We start from the raw sequence: 19,344 nt of genomic DNA on the forward strand, positions 1-19,344 counted from the left end.
TGGAGCAGATATACTACAGAATTGTTAAAGGTCGCGGATGCTTTGAGGCTGACAAGATAATATTTTTAATCTCTAATTCCATTTGATTTGCGTTCTCTCATATCGCTTTTAGTCTAAACTCCAGTTCCAAAGTGTACTGTAAAAATTTTAACTTGCTATAGACGACAGCTTGAAGGCGATCTCCTATATTGAATTTATGTAAATAGTTTATCCAGTCAATTGATTGAGCAAGCTAATTACAGGGTTTCATGTCTGATACAGATATAGAAAGATGAGCAACGACCGTAGCCACAGTTCCTTACTTGTACTACCTTCAACCCAAGATTGGATGCAAGGTGTGCTGAGTGCCAAGGTAGTGCTGGTGATGTATGGAGACTATCAATGCTCCAGAAGTGCGGACGTTTACAAGCTGATTAGAGTGATCAAACGAGAGCTTAGTGCTTCTTTTGGAGAGGATTATTTATGCTTTATCTTCCGTCATTTTCCGCAAACACAGATTCGTCCTCATGCTCAACGGGCAGCCCAAGCCGCCGAAGCCGCCGCTGCCCAAGGACAGTTTTGGTTAATGAATGATACTTTATTTGCCCATCAACAAAGGTTGGAGAACGGTTATCTTGTCGAGTACGCCAATGATTTAGGGCTTGACATTCCTCAGTTTCTCAAAGAGTTGTCTAAACAAGTCCATGTCGATCGTATCAATCAAGATATCGAAGGTGGAATACACAGTGGAGTGACGACTGCCCCAGCCCTGTTTATCAATGGAAATCGATATACCGGGCACTGGAACACGACCGAGTTAATGGCAGCCATGATTGCTGCAAGCCATTAAGCTCCCCGATCCCCACTCCCAATTCACATCTGACTTGTTTGCTAGTACTAATAAGCTATCTGATGCGCGATGACTAGCTTTTGCCTGTTTTGTTGAACAAATTGTCAATTTTTGAACCATGCTAACAACTACAACGCCAACCATTGAATTTAAGAACAGAGGCTTAACGCACACCCAATTGCAGCAAGTACTCGACTATATTCATACTCACCTTGACCGAGATTTGGTCTTGGCTGAACTGGCAAGCGTTGTTAATCTCAGCCCCACTTATTGCACCTAATTAAGGAAAGAAAGCAAATCTGATTATGTAAATTAGATTTTTGTCAATCCAAACACGATTGAGCAAGTTAAATACCTACAGGCAGGTAAGAGCAACGCTACTATTCCCAATGGTAGGATTTATCGAGGCGCTGGAGAGGGTAATCATAATGCTCCCTATAGCTGGCATTTAGATCCTCAAGAGATTGTAATGGCTGAGGCCGCAATAGAAGTATGTGATGCACGCCCTTCTTATGTTGAAGCTCATGTTGATGAGTTTGTGGATAACGTCACGCGATTCTGTCCGTGGGAAACAAAACTAGTTAACGTTGAAGATTTACGAGAAGGTATCACAACCGATGTCTGATCGAAACACTTTTCAAATTTCAAATAGATAAAGTCGAGCTTAGATTGACAAACTACTAGAAGGAGAATCATGTTCACTCGCAAGACCAAGATCCTAAGCTCATCAATAGTCGCGGCGATGTCGCTGGCTTTTTTGGCTGGCGCATGTGCGTCATCTAGGGGCAAGACAGAGCCTGCCGAGTCACCTTCTGCACAGAAGCCAGCAGCAGAACTGAAACGCTTCTACGAGCAGAAACTGACCTTCGGTTCCTGCAACGATTACGCCACCACAGCAACCGAGGCGAAGGTTTTCGCAGTCTACAAGAAAGCCCAGTGCGCCAGACTTGAAGTGCCGCTGGATTACAACGACCCCAACGGTCGAACCGCCCAAATCGCGGTGCTGCGGGTTCCCGCTCGCGGCAAGTCGATCGGGTCGCTCCTGCTCAACCCAGGCGGACCAGGCGGGTCAGGAATATTCGTGGGTGCAATCACGGGACTGACACTCGCAAAAAGCCCCGTGACCGAGCGATTCGATCTGATCGGTTTCGACCCTCGCGGTGTTGGTGCCTCAACTCCAGCGATCAACTGCTTCACCGACAAGGAGCGCGATCAGGGCAAAGACCAGACAATCTTGTTGGCATCGTCAGGAGAGTGGAGCGAAGACGACACCCGAAAACTGATGGAACGGTGCGCTCAGAAGTCGGGTGGTCAGCAGGTTCTCTCCGCTGTCAGCACCCGCAACACAGCACGGGACATGGACGTACTCCGCGCCGTCGTCGGGGACAAGAAGCTGACCTACATCGGTCAGAGCTATGGCACCCGACTCGGCGCGGTCTACGCGGAAATGTTTCCTCAGAACGTCCGGGCGATGGTCTTAGACGGTGTGATCGACCCCACTCAGGGCAGTGCGGAGCGTCGTCTGTCCCTCCACGCTGGATTTCAGCGATCGTTCGATCTGATGGCTGCTTCCTGCGCGAAGAAGCCAAACTGTCCACTGGGCACCGACCCGAAACAGTCCACTGCGGTCTTCCAGAAACTCGTCCGTCCGCTGATCGACAACCCCGTACCCGCAGGGAACGGTCGGACACTGGACTTCAACAAGGCAACGGGGGGTGTCATCGATGGTCTCTACGTCTCCTCGGCATGGCCAAGGGTCATCGACGGGATCGCTCAACTTAAGAACGAGGGACGTGGCGACAAGCTTCTCGCTATCGGCGACGATTTCGTCGGTCGGGATGCCAACGGAAAGTGGAGCAACTTCATTGATGCCAACTACGCCATCAACTGCAACGACGAGCAGCGCCGTACCCCCAAGGAGGAAGCCGATCTGCGCCGCAAGGTTGCTGAGGTCAACCCCTTTGTCGATAGCGGACAAAAGTTCGAGGGTGTCACCCGCGACTCGTGCGAGTTCTGGCCTACTGAGCCGACCCTTGGCTTGCCCTACGCTGATGATGTCAAGGGACTCCCCGCCACGCTCATCATCTCAATCACTGGTGACCCCGTCACCCCCTACGCAGCCGGAACCAGCTTGACCAAGTCCCTCGGCGGAACGATGCTCACCGTCGAAGGCGAGCAGCACAGCGTCGCCATGCCCGGCCAGAGCGCCTGCGTCAACAAGATCGTCGCCGACTACCTCATCGACCTCAAACTTCCCAAAGACAACGTTCGCTGCGTTCTCTAGGCGCGTCGGAGCATCGGAGTTTGATTTTGTGCTAAAGGTCAATAAGGAAGAGGTACTGGCTGACGACTTCACCAGGGAAGTCAAGCGAAGCCTTTGCAATGAGCAGCCGATGTATTTGAATCCGCCGGAAATCGGCTGAACGCTGTTCGTTCGTAGGCAAAGGTGCGCTGTCCTTGGGTAGGAATTGGAAGATGAAGCCATCACCAGTAATGTACGCACTGATTGTCAATGATTTTCAAACTGCGCTGGGAAAGGACAACATGCAAAGAAAAACATTCAGAACATCAGATGGTGCCGAATTAAGCTACATCAGTGCGGGTAGCGGACAACCCATCGTGATGCTTCACGGCTGGTCGCAATCGGCAGAACAATTCAAATATCAAATTCCTGTTTTTGCCGAACACTATCAGGCGATCGCGATCGATTTACGAGGACACGGCGAGTCAGAAAAAGTACGGTTCGGGTATCGCATCGCTCGCTTGGCTCAAGATATCCATGAATTGATCAGTACTCTGCAACTCCAAAAACCACATCTATTTGGTCACTCAATGGGATGTTCCCTGATCTGGAGCTATCTTGATCTGTTTGGATTAGATGAATTTGATCGATTAGTGTTGGTTGATCAATCCCCACTGGTCATCTCGCGATCGCATTGGGATGCTCAAGAAATAGCAGAGTCCGGGGCAGTGTTTACTGCCGAGCAACTCAATGCTGCCGTACATACGCTAGAGAACGGCAATGCTGAGGAACTGACTCGAAGCCTCCTCACTTCAATGGTCACGCCAGCGATGTCAGAGGAGCAGTTTGAGTGGATTGTTGAGTGCAATCAACGCTTGCCACGCACGATCGCTGCAACGCTGCTATATAACCATGCTCACACCGACTGGCGCGATCAAATTATCAGGATTCATAAGCCAACTCTGATTATTGCTGGCAGAAAAAGTCTCATCCCGTGGACATCACAAGTCTGGATCAATCAAAGCATTCCTGACTCTGAGTTAGAAATCTTTGAAGCCGATGAAGGTGGCGGGCATTTCACGTTTATCGAAAATCCAGAAAAGTTTAATCGACGAGTTTTGCAGTTTCTATCGCAAAATCCTTGAAACTTTTGCAGCAAAAGCGTTTCAGCCATTTTCGCCGTTATTTTGCAACAGGTCTAATATTGATTGAAACAGGAGAAACAGGATGATACTGCAAGATAAAGTGGCGTTAGTCACTGGAGGCGCATCGGGAATTGGTCGAGCAACTGCGATCGCATTCGGTGCTGCTGGAGCCAAAGTTGTCTTCTCGGACATACGCAGTGTAGAAGGTGAGAAAACTGCCGCTCTGATTCGCGATACTGGAGCGGAATGCTTGTTCGTGAAATCAGATGTATCGAGTGAGGCGGATGTGCAAGCCTTGGTGCAGAAAGCGATCGCAACCTACGGCAAACTCGATTGTGCCTTTAACAATGCTGGAATCGATCGGGTTGTTAAACCGTTGCATCAACAATCGGTCGAGGATTTTGACAAGATCCTGTCGGTCAATGCGCGAGGGCTATTTCTATGTATGAAATATGAAATTCAACAGATGCTGACCCAAGGCTCAGGCGTGATCGTGAACAATTCGTCAACGAATGGTCTCGTTGCGCTTCCGGGCATATCTCCTTACGTTGCCAGCAAACATGCAGTGATGGGGCTGACGCGATCGGCTGCCCTCGATTATGCCAAACAGGGCATTCGGATTAATGCCGTCAATCCTGGTCCTATTGCGACTGACCTCATGGCTCGTAGTGCTGACCAGATGGGCATCACGTTCGATGAACTCGGGTCTATGGTTCCAATGGGTCGTATCGGTCAGGCGACGGAAATTGCTCAAGCGGTTGTGTTTCTTTGCTCTGATGCTGCTAGCTATATCACAGGACAACCCTTAGCGATCGATGGTGGATATACAGTGAGTTAATTTTTGATTGTTGATGGTGAACTCATAGTGAATCGATCCATCAACAAATCAAATCACAATGGTTCCTTGAAGTGATGGTCAACTCTACAATTTTAAGGTGGTGGATAAAATGATTAAGTGCAAAGATTTTGCGCCTCGGATTACTGAACGGGGACCCTTCGGCGGAGCTTCTGATTATGAATCCTTCTCTGAGGTTGTTAGTACTGTAAATCAGTGGATCGAAAGTAGAACGATACAGGTGATCAATGTTGAAACCGTTGTTTTACCAGACAGGATAGAAGGCACAAGTGATGGTGTCTACGGATTGACGGTCAGTAATGGTTTCCACCCAGTGATGATCAGCCAAGGCGTTACAATCAATTGCTTTCAATGTGTGCGTGTCTGGTACAGAGAATAAGCTTTATCGGAAAAAGAATGAAGCGATTTACCTTGTTTACTTTCCTATATCTCGCGCTGGGAGTTTGTCTGACGGCGATCGCGCTTGGGTACCCGAACCTGCCTTCGAGTCTTCAAACCAGCTTGTTCATTAATGCAGGAGCGTCCTACCTCGTTTGTATCCTCAGTACCTTCCCATTTTGGCGTGAGACGACGATCCGCTTCTATCACAGACGGAATTCAGCGGTCATTCTACCCTGGTTGGTGATTGGATTGAACATTGTTTGGATGATCTGGGATGCTCAGAGTCAGAACTGGTCGATGGAAGCCATTTTACGAGCGTTTTCGAGGCTATTGGTTGTCTTACTGTTTGCAGAAATCATTGTTATTACATGGCAAGTGAATTCTGAACATTAATGTCTAAATCAGATAATACCGAAGCGAACTCGCTCTTCACCATAAGAATCTAGAAGAAATCAAGCATTGGAACTCAGTACACTTCAGATCAACACAACGAGATGAATGCTAGAGGAAGCACAATGATACTCCAAGATAAAGTGGCTTTAGTTACTGGTGGCACAACGGGTATTGGTAGAGCAACGGCGATCGCATTCGGTGCTGCTGGAGCAACAGTGGTGTTCTCAGGCAGACGTGATGCTGAAGGTGAAAAAACCGCCAAACTGATCCGTGAAACGGGCGCTGAATGTTTATATGTCCATTCAGATGCCTCGAATGAGGAAGATATCAAAGCGTTAGTGCAAAAAACAGTTGAAACCTATGGACGACTCGATTGTGCCTTCAACAATGCCGCGATCGAGCCTGCTTTCAAACTACTGCACGAACAATCGATCGAGGATTTTGACAAACTCACGTCAATCAACGTGCGCGGACTGTTTTTGTGTATGAAATATGAGATTCAACAAATGTTGACTCAAGGATCAGGGGTGATTGTCAATAATTCATCGATCAGTGGTCTAATCGCGTTCCCACAGGTGTCTCCCGACATCGCCAGCAAACACGCAGTGATGGGATTAACCAAATCGGCGGCACTCGACTATGCCAAACAGGGAATTCGGATTAATGGCATTAATCCTGGTTTTATTGCGACTGAGATGAACGATCGCATATTAGAGCAACTGGGGACTACGGTAGATGCTCTTGTCTCGACAGTTCCAATGGGGCGTGTCGGTCAAGCCGAAGAAATTGCTCAAGCCGTTATTTTTCTTTGCTCTGATGCTGCCAGCTACATTACGGGACAACCCTTAGCGATCGATGGCGGATATACAGTGAGTTAATTTCTGATTGTTGAGGGTGGACTCACAGTGAATCGATCCATTTCAAGAGAGCACAACCGAGCTTGATTTTAGGAGAAATAGAATGATACTTCAGGATAAGGTGGCGTTAGTCACTGGAGGTACAGCGGGAATTGGTCGGGCAACGGCAATCGCGTTCGGTGCTGCGGGTGCAAAAGTCGTGTTCTCTGGCAGACGCGAGGCAGAACTCGAAACCACTTCTGCGATGATTCGTGAGCTAGGAGCGGAGTGTTTGTTTGTGAGATCGGATGTATCGAGTGAAACAGAGGTTAAGGCGCTGATCGAGAAAACAGTCGCAACTTACGGAAGGCTAGATTTTGCCTTGAATAACGCTGGGGTTGGTACAGCCCCAAACCCACTACACGAGCAGTCTGTTGAAGACTTTGACAGCATGATGGTGACTAACCTACGGGGTGTGTTCTTGTGCATGAAATATGAAATCCAACAGATGCTGACTCAAGGAGCAGGGGTTATCATCAACACCTGTTCAACAGCGGGATCGAGCGGGGTGCCTGGATCTGGTCCTTATACTGCGAGCAAACATGGTGTGATGGGTCTGACTCGTTCTGCGGCGCTCGATTATGCTAAGCAAGGGATTCGGATTAATTCCATCTATCCTGGCTATGTTCGCGACACAGAAATCGTGACTGCTGAAATCCTTCAAGAGATGGGTATGACCTTAGAGCAGTTTGAGTCGATGGCATCGTCGAGCGTCCCGATGGGGCGTATGGCTCAACCTGAAGAAATTGCTGCAACGGTTGTGTTCTTATGTTCTAATGCTGCGAGCTATATCACTGGACAGCCCCTAGCGATCGATGGTGGACTCATAGTGAGCTGATCAAAACTCACAAGTTTGCTGCCTGTAAACGTCAATAGCAAACGACTGACAACCTTTTAGCCCGACTAGTGACGGTCAAGCATTCTGTTACGCAGGTAAATGACATGTTCAAAAATGCAAAATCACAACAAAAAGTACTGAAATTTGACCTCTTTGGATTTCGACGCTCATATCAACCGCTGCGCCGCGCAACTCTTTTCGCTCTCGCGCTGCTCTTTACCACCCATTTCGCCTCCGCCTGCACGGAGTCCACAGCAATGATGTCTACAATCGCCTATCCTGAAACCAAGCAGGTCAATGTCGTCGAGGAACATTTCGGGCAGATGATCGCCGACCCCTATCGCTGGCTGGAAAACGACGTCCGCAACGATAAGGAAGTCGCTGCCTGGGTCGAATCGCAGAACAAAGTCACCAACGCTCATCTCAATACGCTGCCGGGTCGAGATATTTTCAGGGATCGACTAAAGCAGTTGTACAACTATGAGCGGTTCACCTTTCCGGTCAAAAAGGGTGGACGGTATTTCTACCTCCATAATTCTGGACTTCAGAACCAACAGGTTCTCTATGTCCGTGACAGCGTGGATGGCGCAGGGCGTGTCCTGATCGATCCCAACAGTTGGGCAGAGGACGGGGCGACTGCGCTTGCCGAATGGTCAGCATCCGACAACGGCAAGCGCGTGGCTTATGCGGTGCAGGATGGCGGCACGGACTGGCGCACGATTCGAGTGCTGGACGTAAACACGGGCAAGGTACTTGACGATGAGGTCAAATGGGCAAGGCTCACCAGCATCGCATGGGTCAAGGACGGATCTGGCTTTTTCTACGCCCGGTTCCCTGAACCGAAGCAAGGCGAAGCGTTCCAGGCGATCGCGGAAAATCAGACCGTTTATTTCCATACGCTCGGCACACCCCAGACGCAGGATCGGCTGGTCTATGCCACCCCGGATCAGCCGACTCTGGTGCATACCATTGACATCACCAAAGACGGGCGTTATGTCACGATCGCTTCCACGCCCGTTTCGATCGGCAACAAACTGACTGTCGTGGATCTCCAGAGCGCCGACTGGAAACCCCGCAAGCTGGTCGATAATCTCGACGATGAATGGAGTGTCGTCGGCAATGTGGGGACGAAGTTCTTCCTCAGAACCACCCAGGACGCGCCGCGCTTCAAGGTGGTGACGATGGACATCGCCGCCGCCAACCCAGCGATCACGGATGTGGTGCCGGAGCAGGATTCGGTGCTGAGCGATGCGTCGCTGGTCGGCGGACGGTTGCTGATCTCTTCTCTGGTGACGTGAAGACGGAGGTTCGACGCTACACGCTGGATGGCAAAGCAGAGGGTGTGGTGAAGCTGCCCGGTATCGGCACCGCTGGCGGCTTTAAGGGCGACCAGGGCGACCCGGAAACCTTCTTCATCTTCACCAGCTTCAACACTCCGGGCGTGATCTATCGATACGATGTCGCCAGCAACACGGCGCGGGTGTGGGCACAACCCAAGGTGGCGATCAATCTCAACCAGATCGCGGTCGAACAGCGTTTCTACAGGTCGAAGGATGGCACCCGAGTTTACAAGTTTCAGAATGGTAATTACCAATACTGGGTTTGGGATGGAACATTGGATAGCCAGCAATCTGGAACAGTAGAAGTGTACAAAAACAACGCTATCCAACAGCAATATGCGTGGTTTCATGCCTTAATTTTATGTAATTAATTTTGTTTAACTACTTAGTCACTACCGCACCCAGAATTTCGCCACTTTCTGAGTCTACTCCTAGATGCAACTTTCGCCACGTCCGTCTTTTACCTACTCCATGTGTGCGAACTTTCCATTCGCCTTCACCATAGACTTTTACCCCGGTTGAATCCACGACTACATGATTTCCTCGCCCTGGTGCAACCAGGAGGTCTAGACGGGTACTTTGAAGCGATGTCGAGTCCGGCTACCAGCATGGAAATACCTGCAAACGTAACCACCTACGCTGACTCCGATCCTGCTCCCGCATTAGCGAAGCTTAACGAAGTTATCGCGCTGGCTGCTAAGTACGGAGTATGGTCTAGATATGGGAGACGAAGCACAATCTAAAATTCAAGAATTAGTTGGCGGTTGGTAGCGCCAGCCAGCTAACAAATCGATGAAGCGGACGGTTGAAATATATTGGTGAAGTTGCATAAGCAATCTGCCGCCGCTTATCTTGGTCGTTATACCTAATCGATTGAAAATTTCAATGGTTTAATGAAGAAAGGAGATGAAGTCATGCAACCGCAGTGGATTAAAACCAATCATCACAAAGCCAACTACGAAGCCTATAATTACGTTCCCGGTGCGATAGCATCCGGCAGATTTGCCTTTATCTCCGGTCAGCTTGGGGTGGAAGAAGACGGCAGCGTGAGTGATGACGCGGCGACGCAGATTACGCGTGCCTTTGCTAACTTGGAAGAGATCATTAAGGCAATTCCCGCCAGCCCGCGAGATGTTGTTGATATCACAACCTATCATGTCGGCTTGCGAGAACATTTCCCACTGGTGATTACAGAGAAAAAGAAGTTTTTTGGCGACTGGGACCCAGCCTGGACAGCCATCGGGATCACCGAGCTGGGTATTGAAGGGCTGATCCTAGAGATTCGTGCAGTCGTGCTTTTGCCATCGATCGCTTAGGACGATTAGGGAATTAAGTGACGTAGGTCGTTGATCAATGCATAACCGATCGCGCTTTGATTGAAGAGAATTGGATTTGTTGAACGATAAACAAATTCTAAAGAATACTGCCGCTGAATCCGAAGCAACAACACTTTGTCCGTGAGTATCAACATAAAGCAAAAATACTCAGCCTGGGTTTTTTATATTGGTAAAAATCTGTCTTTTGGTAGATGCTATATAGTTTATTTTTTAATACCTAAATTATATAGCTACAAGAAAATCAAAACAATTTCCGCATTTCTGCACTTCTGTAGTAAATTCATTGACAGCATTCTGATCCCGGACTTCCGTTCCATTTCCGCTGTCTCTCCTAATCCAGCGCTCCTATATAGTTATGCCTATGCTAGTCAATACGAGTGTGGGACTTGCTTACCTGAACCATGCCAACTGGGGTAGAAGGTGAAAGTGATACCAATTTAAAAAAAGAATGCGACAGATGTAAAGCTGAAACGCTTATCTAATGGATGTTTTATAATCCAAAATCCAAAATCTAAAATCTAAAATGGTATGACAACAACAAAATCTGACATATTTGGCTTTTTTCAACTAAAAGTTTCACTTATTCCGCCTCCTATAAAGCACATTCAGCAAATTAATCGCCCGTTTCTTCGCTGCTTCCTACGCCTATCATATTTACTTGTAGTACTTGACGACGCATGATCTGCAAGTTTCGCTATCGTGACGATATCTGCACAGCAATTCTAAATTCAAAAGTTTAGGAGGAGTCAGTTGCTGGAAAGAGTGCTGAATCCGAGAGCATGAAGTCAATCAAAAGTTGGTAAAATCGAACAACTAGAACGTCAATCGCCTAATTCTCGCAAGTACTTCGAGGTCAGGACTAGGGAGCATTTGTTACCAGAAGAAGTCTCTGCCATGCAGTCAGGTTTAACCAACAATTGTAGCTAGTAGAAAGCTGCCAAGTATTATTGCCAGCAAAGAAATAAACAACTAGAAAAATCCAGCCATCACGTCTCACCTTCTTGAAACGCCAACTCCAACGAAAATGGTAGACACCCAGGATTGGCAGCCGCCCACTCGTTGGCTTCTGCAATTAGAGTTTTGTTACCCGAATCTAGATAGAATTGCATTTTGGCATTTTGCTCCAAACGTTCGCGTTCCTTGCCTCCAATTAAGCGTCGCGCAATTAGGCAGTACTCTCTAGCTATACGCTTGGCGTAAGATGTTGCCTGGAGTCGCAACTTAGTCAGTTTCTTCAGTTCTGACAAAGCGAGAGTTGCTGCTGGGTTGCTTGAAGGTGTACTTTGCTCCCTAACTTCGGCTTTTTGTGACATTTCAGGTGGCACAATTGCAGGTGTGGGCGCAGTCAGCGGAATAGTGACAGAATTGATTAATAAGTTTTTATTATTATGATTTTCAGCCGTGCTGGTGTTAGAAAGATATTTAAAATCCTTATCTGAATTACTTTCATTAACGTTTTCAGCTGGTTGTATAATATTTGAAGAAACTAATGAATTATCAGAATTATTGACACCTGAAGTTAAAGACAAATCTTCTGGTTGTAATAAATTCGATTCTTCATTAATATCAATTTCCTCAGATTCGTCAGACTCACTTTGTACTTGTGGTACAAATTGTTCTGCTTTACACTCAGCAACTTCTTCAAAACTCGCTGCTACCAACTGCCCTGTGGGGGCATCGGCAGCAGGAGGTAAACATTTACAAAAAACCTTCATATAAAAAGAATGACCGTCATTGTCGATTTGGCAAAGGTTTTGAGTATTTTGTTTGACAAAAGAGTCTTGAAACTCAGAAAAATGCCCGTTCTCGTTTGATTGATAAGGATTTGAGCTATTTTCTGCCCAAGGGTCTAAAATGTAGCGCGTGGGATGCCACAAATGCAAATGCTTTTGTAGTGTCTCTTGTGAGATAGTTTTGTGAAAGCGGCGCTTGTATTCAGCACGTATAGCTTTTGCCCGTTCAGTAGCCCCTGCTGGTAACCCACTATCCCACTCTATTGCTCTTACTACTATCTGGATGCGTCGTTGGGCTTGTTGGCTGCGTTCCCAGTTCTGTTGCTGGCGACGGTCAAATGGAATTACGTTGTCTTTGGGTTGATTAATGCTCCTGATATCTGCTATGGCTTCTGCAAAGGTCTTGGCGAATGTACCCAACAGTCGTTCGGGATAACTAACGTAGGCGCTGTACCATTTGTTGCGAATTGTGCATTCTACCCAATGCCGCACCCTAGCTTCGATTTCGTGTTGGTGTCCGCAATATTGGCTATAGCCGGGGGCGTTAATTGCAGTAGAGAGGCAAAATTCGACTAATTCATCACCCGTTAAGTCTAAAAAAACGATTCCGTAGCCTGCAAAGATTTGTAGGAGGGTGTTTGTTTGTCCTTGTCCCGTCCAACCGATCGCAATTATTTCTTTCCAGTTGGCACGCCACTGTGCAACGTCAGCAGACTCTTGCTTACGATATCTCTCTTGTGTAATTTGTTTTTTGGCTTTTTTCGCTACCCGTTTTAGTTTGATTAAATCTTGCCGACTTGCTGCGCGATCGCAATAATCGAGGAAGATAGAAACTGAGTCGCTAATTGGTTGTAGGTCATCATCAAGTAAAAATGACCCGCTACCTGGTTGCATCGGGCAGCGGATGGCTTTGTAGTTGGTTATTTGTTTTTCACCATAGGGTTTGGTGTTGGGGAAAATTTCTAGGTGTCCTTGGCGCACTCTTAAGCCTGCATTTCTCAAGGTAATTTCTAAAGCGCAAGCTAGGGCAAAGGTGGGCAGGGGGGATGCAAAGGTTAGGATCAGGTGATAGCCACCACTGAAGCTGGACTGGAGGATGATGATATCAACTATCCCGATATCCTCTAGCGCCGCTTTGATGCGATTTATAGATTCAATGTTGTGGTAGTCCCCAAAAAAGTCTAAATCGATTGTCGCGTAACTAGTTGTGTCGTCAAAGCGCAGACCTACTAGTTTTGACTTGTCTTGGTGCAGCTTCCACAGTTGGGAGGGTTGGAGATAATAATCGATGGTGCGCCATGCTGGTTTTGCACCTTTTACTAAAGAAGGGGCAACTATCGCCCCAAATGGATGCCAAAAACGTTCTACGTAGCGTTTGCCCACAGATTCTGTGGGCAAGTGGGGTTTGATTTTCTTTTTTGAAGGCTGTGAAAGGCTTAATTGGAGCTTGTTATCAACATAAGCCCCGAAATTTTCTTGGAACATGAGTGACTGTCCTGATGTTTTTCGTGCATCAGGTAGCCTCGCTGTTGGTCAAATTGTGTTAGCCTAAAGTTGAATTTTTTGAATTTGAAGCGGTTGGTTATCCGCTTGTTGGAGGCGACTGGTAATCGTCTCGTGGTTGAAAGCAAACAGAGGCTTATACGTAGGCTTAGGCTAAGATTTAGTCGAACACGCTTCACCAACAACAATGCGGCTACCCAACTTTTTTTTGGGAGCTATTTAAATAGGTCAGTTCTAGCGAAGTTGTTACTAAATCTAGAAAAGAGTCTTGGGATAACAATGCAGAGCTAGCAACACCTACAAGTGTCATCGCACATTGGCTCTTGTTAGTACAATTGGTGAAGATAAAATTACCCTCCACCACCGAGTTTAAAGACAAAAAACAGTCAAATATCTTCATACGAGTTCAGCACCCAAATAAGTGAACTCGTACTGCAATTAATATTGAGATGCTAATCTATTAGGTAAGTTAAATTGTGGGATAAATTCTCTGCTAGATTAACTGCTCACAGCTATCTATGCAGCACGAACATTATCCTTTTTTCTCTTTGTAGATACTTCCATTGCTTTCATTTGAGCTTTATAATCCTCCCAAGTTTTTTCAAATACGTCAGATTCATACATCCGCAACAAGACCTCTTCTTTATCAGTTAAATTTGTCAGTTTTAACAACTCCGTCAAAGACACCTGAACTGGGAAAACATCACTAAACTTTTGCATTAAGTGAAGTATTCTTTTCCTCTGTTCCCCAGATGGTTCATCTTGCAGCTCTGCATCAATCTGTTGCGGACGTAGATTCACAATTTCTAGACTCATATTTACTAAATTCCTCAATCCAAATACAACAAACTCATTAGTTATACCAATAACTCGTCCCACAATTTCCAACTCTGGCCGCAGTCTCTTCTTAAATTGATATACTTGGTCAAGCTGGAAACGCCGAAACGGATTGCGATCGCCATTCCGTATCCAAGCAATACCATCACCTATACTACCTATCTCATCCGCCTCAATCAGATCTATCACCTGGTTACAGATATCTTGATTGCAAACAAACTTGTATGCTGCATCAATACTCCGGTTAAATTCCGTCTCCAGTGCAATAACTGCCTTAAGTTTTTGAAGTTCTCGTAATTGAGAAATATATTCAAATACTTTTTTACCCTTGTGATAACTGCCAACACTGATTTTTAGATTCTCTGAAACCTCCTGAATCACAGGCTTACCCTTCTTTAATTGAGAGTCACTCTCATCTAACGAAGTGTTCAAATTTGAATACTTCGATTCATTCAAACGACGGGCGCTTTGGCGCTGTCTTTCTTTCGCTTGGGGACGAAGTACGCTCTCCCAGTACCGCCCCTCGTGAAATTTCTGGTAGTGAGTCTTTCCGCCTTCGCGGTGGAGATTAAAGTCAAGCACTAGTTTCAAATCTTCTTCAAACGAACCAGACTCAACAAATTCCACTTTCACAGCGGAAATCCCCAACTGGCGGGCTATCTGCAAGCGACACTTACCCGCCAAGACAACATTTACATCAGTACGTGCAGATACCTTCAAAGATTCAAGAATCCCTTTTTCCGAGATACTTTTTTCCAAAGCCGGACGATCCTCATATTCACCATATATTTCTATCAGCTTTGGATGAACAACCAACTCTGTAGGAGAAATATATACAATTGCCGGATTATGCACCTCAGACATGTTGATACTCCGGGTCACAAATTGTTTAAAAAAGATAAGTTCAATTTTGAAAAGCCTGAGCAGAAAGCAGGAAAAACCCAAGCAACAAGACTTGTAGCACTTTCATCCACTGGAGAAAGTGATATTATTAAAAATAATTAAATTTTGTAAATTGCGAACAATTACCTATCAGACAAACTCTTGAAGAGAATTTTCTAGGCAAGAAACTATTATTATTAACCCATTGAAAACCAATTTGATTGAAGAGATATTTAATAAATAGGTATCTGGGAAAAATACATCTATCTAAAGATATATTTGTAAAACTGGCTAAACTCATGATATGATGGCTCTAGTTAACTAAATTGACAAAACAACGTTCCGCCCTGTTCTAGTAACAGGTGGGCTTGTTTTTCCCTCAAAGCCCTGGTGCAAACAGGGCTTTGAGTGAGTTTTTAAGAAAATGGACGCTACAAAAAGAGTATATCAGGCTCGATTCCATTTGGCAAAATTGTACAGTAAAGAGGGGTAAATTTTTAGATGCCTCGTCTTCAAATATTAAATTCTATTGAAAAACAAGCACTAGAGTACATAGCGGCAACCAGCAGCGATGAAGTTAGCAAAAGAGCCAAGATTCTGCTAGGACTAGACGAAGGCAAAAAATACTTAGCCTTAGCCCAAGAGATTGGTGTAACTGAAAAATCAATAGCAAAGTGGAAGAAAAGATGGACATCAAGTACCATCTTGTCAGAAACCGAGGAGTTGGCGATCGCAAAAGCTAATGAGGTATTAGGTGTCAACGTAGGCAGACCTAAGAAATGCAAAATTACAGAAGCAAGCAAAATCGTCGAAATCAGTGAATGGAGCAAGAACCGAAAACCCTGCCGTTCAAAGCACCACTACCATATGCAGGTAGCAGAGGAAGCTGCTCGGAGGGGTTTACCGACACTATCGCCAAGAAGTATAGGACGCATTTTAGAAGCTCAACCTCAATAAAATTATCAAGCAAGTACCATCCTATCTCAAAGAAGTGGTTTTGAAATCCCATTACCAACCGGGGTTTTTCATCAAAATCTAAGCAAGCATTTCCACAAACTCGACCACTTGAGCAGAAGTCACTTGTTGTGCGATTAGAAAGTCAACGAGTCCATCGAGTTTTTTACGGTTGTAGACGGTAGAATACCCTTGAATCTGGCGTTCCTTGCAGAACTGTCGCAGCTTCCGCGCACCTAAATCCAAAAGCTTCTTCCTCTCTTCCGTAACGTCTACTAGCACAAGTTGTCTGGCTTCATCCGCAATCCTAGTTTCAAGAACTGGCGATGCAGTTTCAATAATCGAAGATTCTGATTTGGAAAATTCTTCCCGATCAAAAACAGCACTAACACCAGTCAAATCCCCCTGAGTTTCCAAAACTGGCGACTCTTCAGAAATCACCCCAGCGCTATTACTAACTTGAAGTGATACTGATTGAGCAGGGACAAAGATCGCATACAAGATTGGAAAGACCATCAAAAACAACTCGATTGGAAACAAAATATCGTTAACAGATTGTACAAAAGGTGATATCGCAAAAGCAGACATAGTGTGGTTCCTCCATGAATTACTGATGGGCGGCGTTATAGCGGCTTACCACCCAGTAGCAGGGGAAATCCCCCGTACTGAGTGAAAGCTTTTATACGTATCCCATCCACCAGCAGGAGGAAGGAGGGTAAATTGCCTTTTTAAGCAATTAGACGAACTAAATTTTTCAAAATTTGCAAGTGTTGAATTCTAGAGATTATCAATTCAAGATACAGAAATTGCAAAAATGCATGTTTAGTTTTAGTAGCAGTAGCTTTAAATTTACCACTGTCATTACTACTACTCTCACCGTACAAACTAGCGACAAATTCATTAAAGTCTAACCCAGACTCCCATGGTGTATAGGGGTCGTTCTGACTTTTAGCTTCTAGGAGTAACTGCTGGAAGTATTCAGGGTCTTCATCATCAGCTACATAAAGCGCTTGAAGTCGCATCACCTCAGTTGTTTTGTACAAAAAATCTCCGTATCCCAATAAATACACTGCACGTTTGTCTTTATCGTCCCCAAGAATAATACAGCTGTCTTCAGGGCGAGTCGTAACAAAGGCTGTCTTGGCTGGAAAGTTTGAGCGAATCAACGGGTCAATCACGTTCTTGTCAGGTCGCTGGGTGTACAAAAGTATGTGAATTCCTGCACCACCCGCTTTTGCAAGCAACTTCATTAGGGCAGTCTCAATGCGATCGCAGTAATTATCATCGGAAAGTAGGTCAAAACACTCGTCAATCAGACAAATTACTCGCGGCATAACAAAATCAGGTGCAAACCGCAGATTGTACTGTGCGATCGTTTCAATACTGCTGTGGCGCTCAAATTCCTGGTAACGCAATTCCATTTCTTCAACCAAGTAATCAAGCAAGTTAGCAGTCGCCTCCGCATCACGCGCAACTGGGGCAACAAGATGAGGTAGCCCATCAAATTTACCAAAGGTCACGCGCTTAACATCCGAAAGCGCTAATCGAACACACCTCCTATAAATTTCAAATTTCTGTAATTGTTGCTGATAGTAAGTTCTTAGTTGAGCGATTGATTTAGCATTTTGATTGTAATTATTACAAGGAAACGAAGCCCAAATTCTACTCACTCCCCTGATTTATTAACAGGCTGTCTATTAGGAATTGGCTTGGGTAATTGCTTGTTCATTTGTTGGAGATATATTCGCCTTTGCTCCTCCTTTTGGCGTATTCTTTCGCGGATGTCTGCTACCTGTGCCATCTGTTCTACTGGGTCTAGATATCCCCGCGCCCGTAACAGCTGCGCCTGTGCAAGAGAGTATGGTTCTTGAGCATTCTTAATCTGAATTAGCATTTGATTCAGATCAACTGATGGTTGAGATTCCAAGTTTTGAGCGTAATCAATCGCCTCTAATTTACCCAAAATCAAAACAGCAGCCCCGGTTGATATCTTCTCCTCAACTTTCGTACCATCTGTTTTGCGGTATCCCCAATAAAAAGTATTATTTCCAGAAGCCGCTTCTAGTAAAACATCCAGCGAGTTGAACTTAACTATTTCCAGTGCCGGCATATAGTGAAGGCGGTAAAACCCAGACTTCTCATTAGCCTGCATTCTGGATATTTCACCCCGCAATTGCTGTCCCCACAATGCCGCCGCCAACTGTCGCCAGCCTGTAAGAGTAGGCGCACCTTCTACTGAGGAGTAACTGGAAAGATGGTCTATATTGTAGTCAGTACGGGAAAGCTTCTCTAAGTACACTTCCCGAATTTGGGCAACTTGTTCCTTTACCTGCTGTACCTCCGATATTTGATTACCTGGAACTTGTTGCTTCCACCCAACCATCAATGCAACCGCCCCAATAACAGACAGCGCACTGACGGTTGAACAAACAGTCCATAAGGTAACATTTACCTTTTTCTTTCTGCGACTTGGTTGTTTATTTCGCACAGGTGTAGGAGTAAACATCATCTACCCCTCACGTATTATCAACAACCAACTGCAACTGAGGGCGCTTGTTTAATTGGCGTGCGATCGCCTCTTGGCGGGCGCTCCGCGCCATCGCAATTCCCGCACCACCTACAACTATCCCGGTTAGTAGCAACAGAGGATGCAAGGCAAGGGTTGCTCCCACTCCCAACAGTTGTCCCACCATCCCGGAAACACCCAGGTTCATCAACAAACCACCCGCTGTATTAACCAAAAAGTCAAATGCCGCGCTCATACTTGCTCCCTGTCATTAATGCAACTAAAATCAGTAATCGCTTTGATTTTGAAAAGTTGATTAGGTTTTTTGTTCGTCCCTGGTAAACCAAATAACTACTAGTGCCAGAATTAAACCAACTAATTCACCTATACCCACACCAATCAAAATTGGCTGAATACTGTAAATCTCCTGTTTTTCTTGGGTTGGGGGAACTGCTACCCACGTTCCAATTACAGTACCAGCTACTACTGAAAGCAGATTTATACCAACTGCCTGGGTAGATGTCTTTCTCAAGTTGAGTAAACTATCATCCCGTATTTGATAGCAGATGGGTAGCATCTGGCTAACTATTTCTTCGGAGATTGCCCGGTTTTCGGCTGCGAGGACTTCAACTGTCTCGGCTGCGGTGTCGATGTACCGACCAACAGTGGATG

At 45.9% G+C, this 19,344-nt stretch carries 21 protein-coding genes and 2 pseudogenes; 13 read left to right on the forward strand and 10 right to left on the reverse strand.

The annotated features are described in order from the left end of the window. The first annotated feature begins 271 nt into the window (after window positions 1-271). The 7 genes from LC653_RS38545 to LC653_RS38575 all read left to right on the forward strand — a co-directional run bounded on the left by LC653_RS38545 (window position 272) and on the right by LC653_RS38575 (window position 5,451). Complete coding sequence (locus LC653_RS38545) at window positions 272-829, forward strand: DsbA family protein (RefSeq protein WP_229500616.1); 558 nt, start codon at window positions 272-274, stop codon at window positions 827-829. A gap of 118 nt (window positions 830-947) precedes the next feature. Beyond that, the gene (locus LC653_RS38550) at window positions 948-1,109 is read left to right on the forward strand and encodes a hypothetical protein (RefSeq protein WP_229500617.1); all 162 of its coding nucleotides are present in this window, start codon (window positions 948-950) and stop codon (window positions 1,107-1,109) included. A 36-nt stretch (window positions 1,110-1,145) separates the two neighbouring features. Further along, window positions 1,146-1,454 carry a BP74-related protein gene (locus LC653_RS48065; RefSeq protein ID WP_443689868.1) on the forward strand — a complete coding sequence of 103 codons (309 nt, stop codon included), beginning with the start codon at window positions 1,146-1,148 and terminating at the stop codon, window positions 1,452-1,454. A 69-nt stretch (window positions 1,455-1,523) separates the two neighbouring features. After that, complete coding sequence (locus LC653_RS38560) at window positions 1,524-3,113, forward strand: alpha/beta hydrolase (RefSeq protein ID WP_229500619.1); 1,590 nt, start codon at window positions 1,524-1,526, stop codon at window positions 3,111-3,113. 191 nt (window positions 3,114-3,304) lie between these two features. Continuing rightward, on the forward strand, window positions 3,305-4,216 hold the full coding sequence (locus LC653_RS38565) for an alpha/beta fold hydrolase (RefSeq protein WP_229500620.1): 912 nt from the start codon (window positions 3,305-3,307) through the stop codon (window positions 4,214-4,216). Between the two features lie 82 nt (window positions 4,217-4,298). Then, window positions 4,299-5,054: an SDR family oxidoreductase gene (locus LC653_RS38570; RefSeq protein WP_229500621.1), complete on the forward strand. Its 756-nt coding sequence runs from the start codon at window positions 4,299-4,301 to the stop codon at window positions 5,052-5,054. A gap of 109 nt (window positions 5,055-5,163) precedes the next feature. Next, entirely contained in the window at window positions 5,164-5,451 is a 288-nt protein-coding gene (locus LC653_RS38575) for a hypothetical protein (protein WP_229500622.1), read from the forward strand. A gap of 44 nt (window positions 5,452-5,495) precedes the next feature. On the opposite strand, the gene LC653_RS38580 is transcribed toward LC653_RS38575, so the two are convergent. Then, the gene (locus LC653_RS38580; RefSeq protein WP_229500623.1) at window positions 5,496-5,660 is read right to left on the reverse strand and encodes a hypothetical protein; all 165 of its coding nucleotides are present in this window, start codon (window positions 5,658-5,660) and stop codon (window positions 5,496-5,498) included. Between the two features lie 308 nt (window positions 5,661-5,968). Between LC653_RS38580 and LC653_RS38585 the strand changes: the two genes are divergently transcribed. From LC653_RS38585 to LC653_RS46550, 4 genes are all read left to right on the forward strand, one after another. After that, the gene (locus LC653_RS38585; protein WP_229500624.1) at window positions 5,969-6,724 is read left to right on the forward strand and encodes an SDR family oxidoreductase; all 756 of its coding nucleotides are present in this window, start codon (window positions 5,969-5,971) and stop codon (window positions 6,722-6,724) included. 82 nt (window positions 6,725-6,806) lie between these two features. After that, window positions 6,807-7,580, forward strand: a complete 774-nt coding sequence (locus LC653_RS38590; protein ID WP_229500625.1) for a glucose 1-dehydrogenase — start codon at window positions 6,807-6,809, stop codon at window positions 7,578-7,580. A gap of 104 nt (window positions 7,581-7,684) precedes the next feature. Next, complete coding sequence (locus LC653_RS46545) at window positions 7,685-8,878, forward strand: prolyl oligopeptidase family protein (RefSeq protein WP_267923380.1); 1,194 nt, start codon at window positions 7,685-7,687, stop codon at window positions 8,876-8,878. Then, entirely contained in the window at window positions 8,875-9,291 is a 417-nt protein-coding gene (locus tag LC653_RS46550; RefSeq protein ID WP_308189213.1) for a hypothetical protein, read from the forward strand. Before LC653_RS46545 ends, LC653_RS46550 begins: the two co-directional genes overlap by 4 nt. A 16-nt stretch (window positions 9,292-9,307) precedes the next feature. On the opposite strand, the pseudogene LC653_RS38600 reads toward LC653_RS46550, so the two are convergent. After that, window positions 9,308-9,463, reverse strand: a pseudogene (locus LC653_RS38600) (transposase); the annotation flags it as partial. A gap of 371 nt (window positions 9,464-9,834) precedes the next feature. Here LC653_RS38600 and LC653_RS38605 point away from each other — a divergent pair. Next, window positions 9,835-10,236, forward strand: a complete 402-nt coding sequence (locus LC653_RS38605; RefSeq protein WP_229500626.1) for a Rid family hydrolase — start codon at window positions 9,835-9,837, stop codon at window positions 10,234-10,236. Between the two features lie 1,007 nt (window positions 10,237-11,243). On the opposite strand, the gene LC653_RS38610 is transcribed toward LC653_RS38605, so the two are convergent. Then, complete coding sequence (locus tag LC653_RS38610; protein ID WP_229500627.1) at window positions 11,244-13,475, reverse strand: hypothetical protein; 2,232 nt, start codon at window positions 13,473-13,475, stop codon at window positions 11,244-11,246. A 534-nt stretch (window positions 13,476-14,009) separates the two neighbouring features. Continuing rightward, entirely contained in the window at window positions 14,010-15,194 is a 1,185-nt protein-coding gene (locus LC653_RS38615) for a ParB N-terminal domain-containing protein (protein WP_229500628.1), read from the reverse strand. 519 nt (window positions 15,195-15,713) lie between these two features. On the opposite strand from LC653_RS38615, the gene LC653_RS38620 reads away from it, so the two are divergent. Beyond that, window positions 15,714-16,169 (forward strand): helix-turn-helix domain-containing protein, encoded by a 456-nt coding sequence (locus LC653_RS38620; protein WP_229500629.1) that lies wholly within the window; start codon window positions 15,714-15,716, stop codon window positions 16,167-16,169. Between the two features lie 78 nt (window positions 16,170-16,247). Here LC653_RS38620 and LC653_RS38625 read toward each other — a convergent pair whose 3' ends face one another. The 6 genes and pseudogenes from LC653_RS38625 to LC653_RS38650 all read right to left on the reverse strand — a co-directional run bounded on the left by LC653_RS38625 (window position 16,248) and on the right by LC653_RS38650 (window position 19,249). Further along, the gene (locus tag LC653_RS38625) at window positions 16,248-16,754 is read right to left on the reverse strand and encodes a hypothetical protein (protein ID WP_229500630.1); all 507 of its coding nucleotides are present in this window, start codon (window positions 16,752-16,754) and stop codon (window positions 16,248-16,250) included. A gap of 140 nt (window positions 16,755-16,894) precedes the next feature. Further along, a complete protein-coding gene (locus LC653_RS38630) occupies window positions 16,895-17,731 on the reverse strand; it encodes an FtsK/SpoIIIE domain-containing protein (protein ID WP_443689869.1) in 837 nt (278 codons plus the stop codon). Between the two features lie 6 nt (window positions 17,732-17,737). After that, a pseudogene (locus LC653_RS48070) lies at window positions 17,738-17,836 on the reverse strand (glycoside hydrolase family 24 protein); the annotation flags it as partial. After that, window positions 17,833-18,672, reverse strand: coding sequence for a phage terminase large subunit family protein (locus tag LC653_RS38640; protein ID WP_229500632.1), 840 nt, complete (start codon window positions 18,670-18,672; stop codon window positions 17,833-17,835). The pseudogene LC653_RS48070 and the gene LC653_RS38640, both read right to left, overlap by 4 nt. A gap of 10 nt (window positions 18,673-18,682) precedes the next feature. Beyond that, on the reverse strand, window positions 18,683-18,928 hold the full coding sequence (locus LC653_RS38645) for a hypothetical protein (protein WP_229500631.1): 246 nt from the start codon (window positions 18,926-18,928) through the stop codon (window positions 18,683-18,685). A 60-nt stretch (window positions 18,929-18,988) separates the two neighbouring features. Then, complete coding sequence (locus tag LC653_RS38650; protein ID WP_229500633.1) at window positions 18,989-19,249, reverse strand: hypothetical protein; 261 nt, start codon at window positions 19,247-19,249, stop codon at window positions 18,989-18,991. Between the last annotated feature and the right edge of the window lie 95 nt (window positions 19,250-19,344).

The sequence above is a fragment of the Nostoc mirabile CHAB5784 genome (genome assembly GCF_020829645.1).
Classification (GTDB): Bacteria; Cyanobacteriota; Cyanobacteriia; order Cyanobacteriales; family Nostocaceae; genus Nostoc; species Nostoc mirabile.